This is a genomic window from Streptomyces sp. CNH189, assembly GCF_000527195.1.
In genome coordinates this window covers 1-4,857 of record NZ_AZUS01000051.1, presented here as the reverse complement: position 1 = coordinate 4,857, position 4,857 = coordinate 1, and the positions used below count along the sequence as shown (strand labels likewise).

Here is a 4,857-nt window from a genome sequence, read left to right as displayed (position 1 = left end):
CGCCTGGACCGCGAGGAGCGGGCCCGCCGCGAGGAGCGCGAGCGCCTCGACCGCGAGCGCCGTGAACAGCGGGAGCAGCAGGACCGCGAGCACCGTGCGCAGGAAGCTGCCCGCAAGGCCAAGGAAGCCGCGCAGAAGGCCGAACGTGAGCAGAAGGCTGCCGAGCCCCGCAGGCCCGCTCTCACGCCCGTGAGCGCCGCCGTGAGCACCGCCGTGAGCACCGCCGCTCACGACGCCGACAAGCCCGCGAAGATGAGCGAGGCCGACGCCCGCGCCGAGGTTGCCAAGGCGATCCGCGAGGGCCGCTCACAGCGCCAGGTCGCCGCGCTCACCGGCTGGTCCACCGGCTGGGTCGCCAAGCGCTTCCAGGAACTTGAGGGGGCGGCGGCATGAGCGGCAAGCCCAGCCTGTTCCTGCTCATCAAGTCCTGGCGCGTCCGCGCCGCCCTGCTCTGGCTCGCCCACACCCCGGTCGCCGCGATGACCCCGCTCGCCGGGGTCGGCCTCCGAGTCGTCCTCGGCTGGGGCAACCCGGCCTGGGTCCCGCTGGCTGCCGGGTGGGCCACCGTCCTTCTGATCCTCGCCACCCTCGCCGGGATGCGCCTCCACCGCGAACTGGACGGCCCCGGCGTCCCTTGCCGCTGGTGCGACTTCGACCTCGAGGAGGACCGAGCATGACCCGCCGACCCGCCATCCACGAAGCCGAGGCCCACGTCGTCACCTCGCACGGCGCCGACTTCTTCGGCGAGGACCGCCACCCGCTCAAGATGCTCACCTCCCTCGCTGGGTACGCCGAGGGCTGCCTCTCCCGCGAGGAACGCGGCCCGCTCGTCCTCCTGCTGACCAACCCCGGCGAGGGCGGGACCATGACGCCCGCTCAGGCCGCCGAAATGGCCCAGCTCCTGAGGAAGCTCGCCCGCCACCGGTTCGTCAAGACGAGCGCCGCCGCCCACGCCCGCGCCCTGAGCGACGCCGCCGAGCGGGCCGCCGCCGACGGCGAGCCCTGGCAGTGGCGCATCGAAGCCGCTGCCTGAACACCGAAGCCCCGCCGGCCTTTCGGCTGGCGGGGCTTCCTTCGACCCGTCAAGTCACACCGGCCCCAAGGGGCGTGTCGCGTGCCGGGGGGAACGCCCGGCCCACAAAGTGGCAGGATCAACCCCAGCAAAGCGAAACGGCCCGGGGGCCTAATCCCGGACCGCTTCTGACGTCCGCCCGGCCTTCACACCAAGGGACTCGTCTGTGCCCAGCGTACGGGACGCTTCGGCGTCTGCAACACCCACACCGCCGCGTGCCGCCTCACGGAAGGCAGGCCCCCGCTGTCACTGCGGAACGGCAATCACCCACACCCCGGGCAAGCGCCCGCGCGTGTACTGCTCCGAAGCCTGCAAAAAGCGCGCAAAGCGTGCCATTGCACGCGGTGAAGCCCTGCCCACCCCCGACCGGTCGGGCGGCATCTCCGGCACCAAAAAGGGACGCGGCCTTGGTACTACCGCGAAAACTACGGACATGCAGGTCAGCGGCCTGCATGACGCAGAACGTGACACACCGACCACAACCGCCACATTCAGCGGTGCTCAGCGCGGCACGGTCATGGAGTCCGGCTCGGACACGGCGGCCCGCGACATGCAGTTCGAGATGCGCGAGGCCCTGCGGGCCATCTCCGGGCTGGAGCGGCTGGAGCGGTGCGGTATCTCCGTCCTCGCGGGCGGCGTGACCCCCGTCTTGCGCAACGGCCGCGCCGGATACGCCGGGGTCGTCACCTGCGGGTCGGTCCACGTCTGCCCGTGCTGCTCCACCTCAATCCGCCGAGTCCGGCAGGAGGAACTGGACCAGGTCGGCCAGTTCTGGGAGTGCCAGAGCTGCGGCCTGGTGATGATGACGCTCACCATGCGCCACTACGAGCGCGACGCCCTGGCGGACCTGGAGGAGATGCAGCGCCAGGCGTGGAAGGCGGGCTTCGGCATGAACGCGGGCCGCACCTGGCGGCAGGCCAAGAAGGACTTCGGCATCCGCGGCTTCGTCCGGGCCTGGGAGGTCACCTACGGCGCGAACGGCTGGCACTGCCACTACCACGTGCTGCTGTTCCTCGCCCGGCCCCTCGAGGCCGGCCGCGTGCAGGAGCTTCAGCACCTCGCGTTCGAGGTGTGGTCGGCCGCCCTGGTCAAGGTCGGCGCCCGCATGCCCGTGGAGGTCTCCGAGAGGGACGGCAAGCCCGTCGGCGTGAAGATCGACGCACCCGACCGTGGCGAGTCCGGCCAGATGGCCCGCTACCTGATGAAGGGACAGGACGGAAAGACCCGCTGGGGAGTCGCGGCAGAACTGACCCGGTTGGACATCAAGCAGGGCCAGGGCGGGCACCGCACGCCGTTCGAGATCGCCCGGGACGCCATCGTGGGCGACGCCCGCTCCATCGAGCTGTGGCGGGAGTTCGTAGCCACGGCGACCGGCGTCCGCTCCCTGTACTGGTCCAACGGCCTGCGTAAGCTCCTGCGGGAGATGGGCTTCGAGCTGGACGAGCGCAACGACAACGAGGTGGCCGCCGAGGAGGCCGCCGACGGCAAGCCGCTCGCCTGCATCCCGGCCGCCACCTGGTACCGGCACATCGCCCGGCACAAGGGCCGCGCCCTCGCCTTGCTCAAGGCCGCCGAGAAGGGCGGCACCCGCGCGGTCCGCGCCCTGATCGAGTCCTGGGGGCTGATCTGGGGCGCCGACGTCACCGAGCCCGAGGAACTGCCCGCAGACGGCACGCTGCCCACCGCAGACGAGATCCTGCGCCGCTCCGAGCGGACGAACCTGGCGGCCCGCGCCGAGGTCTGGCGCCAGGGCTTCGCCCTCGCCGAGGGAGCCCTCATCAAGGCCCGCGCCGAACACTTCGCCGCCCACCCCGAAGCCCCCGAGTACGTCGCTCGGGCCAAGGCCGCCAAGCAGGCCGCCGCCGACTGCGACGAGCAACTCGGCATCGAGGAGCAGGAGCACGACGAGCTGCTCGTCGCGCGAGCCGAGTTCATCCGCCGGCGGAAACTCGTCGCGGTCGCGCACGCCGACGAAACCGCCGCTGCGTTCGACCGACTGCGCAACCCCGACCGCCCCGTCCGCACTCGGGTCAGCCTCCGCAAGCGGCCCAAGCCCGCGGCCGTACCCGCGCCGCGCGTCACGCCTCCCCTGGCCGACGCCGCCGCCGACACCTGCTGCACCTGCTCCGGGAAACTCGCCCCCGCCCTGATCCCCTACGGCCGACACGCCCTCTGCTGACCACCTTGAAACCCCCGCCACCGCCTCCGGACCCCCGCCCCCGACCAAACCCCTGGAAACTCCGAGACCACCCCCACGGAGGTCCTGGAGAGAGGGTGGTCTCGGAGATGGAAGGGCACCCGTGCAGGTCGGGGCGGGGGTCCGGAGGGGGTCGTGTCACACCTCGGTTTACGGGTCTGTTTACAGCTCGGGCGGTCCGGGACTGCGGCGCCGCATGTTCACGATGGTTGCCTCATCGACCCGCCGCACGGCCTCGCCGACGCGCTGCAGAACGGCTTCAAGTTGCTCCTGGGTGACGTCGCCGCCGGCGTTCAGCGTCCGCGCGATCTGGTTCAGGTTCGTGCCGATCCGGGTCAGCCCGATACGGGCGGCAAGCAGCTCGCGCAGTTCCTCGCGACGGGTCCTCGGCACCGGCCACAGAGTGCTCATCGCCACGGACACGGCGACGTCCGCCGCGTAGCTGGAGGGAGTCAGCTGGGCAAGCTTTGCGGCTGCCTCAACGGCTGCCTTCTCGTCGTCACCGAGCCGGAGATTCAGCCGGTGCGGACGCGGCTCGTCGTTGCGCCGGGTACGCCGCCGCTGCTCCGGAAACACTCTGTGCTCGCGCACGCCAACCCCTCCGAACTCCACCCCGGTCCGTCCCCGGACCACCGCTGAGCGACCACCGATCAGCGGGCGTACGGTAACCGTACGCACCAACTCGCTTTCGTGATCTACGGCCTGGCTTTCGTGATCTACGGCCTGGAAGTCGGCATCAAGTCGGAGGCGGCCGTGATGCCTGGCCCGAGGTTCCGTCGGCCTTTCCGCGCGTCTACGTCCTGGCGCTCGATTCCCTCCAGGGGTGTGTCTGGCTCGGCTCGTTCGATGGGCAGAAGCCGCGGCGTGGTGTCCGTCGTAGGGGTGCTCTTGGTGGTGCTCGGGCCGGTGCCGAGTCGGCGTCGCATGGTGCTCATGACGGGAGTGTCCCGCGATGGCCGCTGCCGAAGTGCAGGAGGTGTGATCGCTCTTCGAGTGCACGCGTGTGCCTGGCTCTGTCGGTAAGACGAGCCGCCTCCCAGAGTGCCGAGCATCTGCTGTCGAAACTCGTGACCAGCACCAGACGCGGAAGGGGCGGCGGTCCAGGTGATGCTTGGTCCGCTGCCCCTTCGTTTTGTCCTGTCTCACCTCGAGCCTCGGAGGCCGTGTGCCGACGTCGGCGGCTAGCGGCCCGTTGGGCTCGGTGTTGCGGTGAAGCCGATGCCTGCCCCGGAGGGCACGGCATTCGGCCTCACTTGGAAGGTTGCGCCAACAACCCCCATTCCCCTGGTGCGTGCCGGTTGGAGCCAGTAGCAATCAGGGCGGCCCCGACCTGCCTACGCAGTTCGCGGCTCGTGGTGAAGAGTTTGGCTTCCGAATACTGATCGGAAGGCGCGAGAAGCGGCACGAAATTGGGCCAACCCAGCTCAGCGCCGTGTTCCCAGAATGCGCTTTATCGGATCGTATGTCCGGAAACTCCGCTTCGACTTGTGGTCCCCCCTGGCATCAGAGCCACCCTGTCGTGGTAAGGCTCGACGCAGGCCGCTCACCAGCAGTGATCGCTTTTCGCGTCCGTACAGGGGAAGGCTTA

At 70.3% G+C, this 4,857-nt stretch carries 4 protein-coding genes and 1 pseudogene; 4 read left to right on the top strand and 1 reads right to left on the bottom strand.

Going from position 1 to position 4,857, the window contains the following annotated elements:
- From B100_RS0133435 to B100_RS0133420, 4 genes and pseudogenes are all read left to right on the top strand, one after another.
- Positions 1-393 (top strand): annotated as a pseudogene (locus B100_RS0133435) (helix-turn-helix domain-containing protein); the annotation flags it as partial.
- The gene (locus B100_RS0133430) at positions 390-677 is read left to right on the top strand and encodes a hypothetical protein (RefSeq protein ID WP_024888678.1); all 288 of its coding nucleotides are present in this window, start codon (positions 390-392) and stop codon (positions 675-677) included. The pseudogene B100_RS0133435 and the gene B100_RS0133430, both read left to right, overlap by 4 nt.
- Positions 674-1,033 (top strand): DUF7739 domain-containing protein, encoded by a 360-nt coding sequence (locus tag B100_RS0133425; RefSeq protein WP_024888677.1) that lies wholly within the window; start codon positions 674-676, stop codon positions 1,031-1,033. Before B100_RS0133430 ends, B100_RS0133425 begins: the two co-directional genes overlap by 4 nt.
- 472 nt (positions 1,034-1,505) lie before the next feature.
- On the top strand, positions 1,506-3,251 hold the full coding sequence (locus B100_RS0133420) for a protein rep (RefSeq protein ID WP_158686779.1): 1,746 nt from the start codon (positions 1,506-1,508) through the stop codon (positions 3,249-3,251).
- A gap of 180 nt (positions 3,252-3,431) precedes the next feature.
- On the opposite strand, the gene B100_RS0133415 is transcribed toward B100_RS0133420, so the two are convergent.
- Positions 3,432-3,860, bottom strand: a complete 429-nt coding sequence (locus B100_RS0133415) for a MobC family plasmid mobilization relaxosome protein (protein WP_158686778.1) — start codon at positions 3,858-3,860, stop codon at positions 3,432-3,434.
- Positions 3,861-4,857 lie beyond the last annotated feature (997 nt).

What these genes read in the sequence shown, in the direction of transcription:
- B100_RS0133430 (WP_024888678.1), top strand. Translation starts at nt 390, where the DNA reads ATGAGCGGCAAGCCCAGCCTGTTCCTGCTCATCAAGTCCTGGCGCGTC.
- B100_RS0133425 (WP_024888677.1), top strand. Translation starts at nt 674, where the DNA reads ATGACCCGCCGACCCGCCATCCACGAAGCCGAGGCCCACGTCGTCACC.
- B100_RS0133420 (WP_158686779.1), top strand. Translation starts at nt 1,506, where the DNA reads ATGCAGGTCAGCGGCCTGCATGACGCAGAACGTGACACACCGACCACA.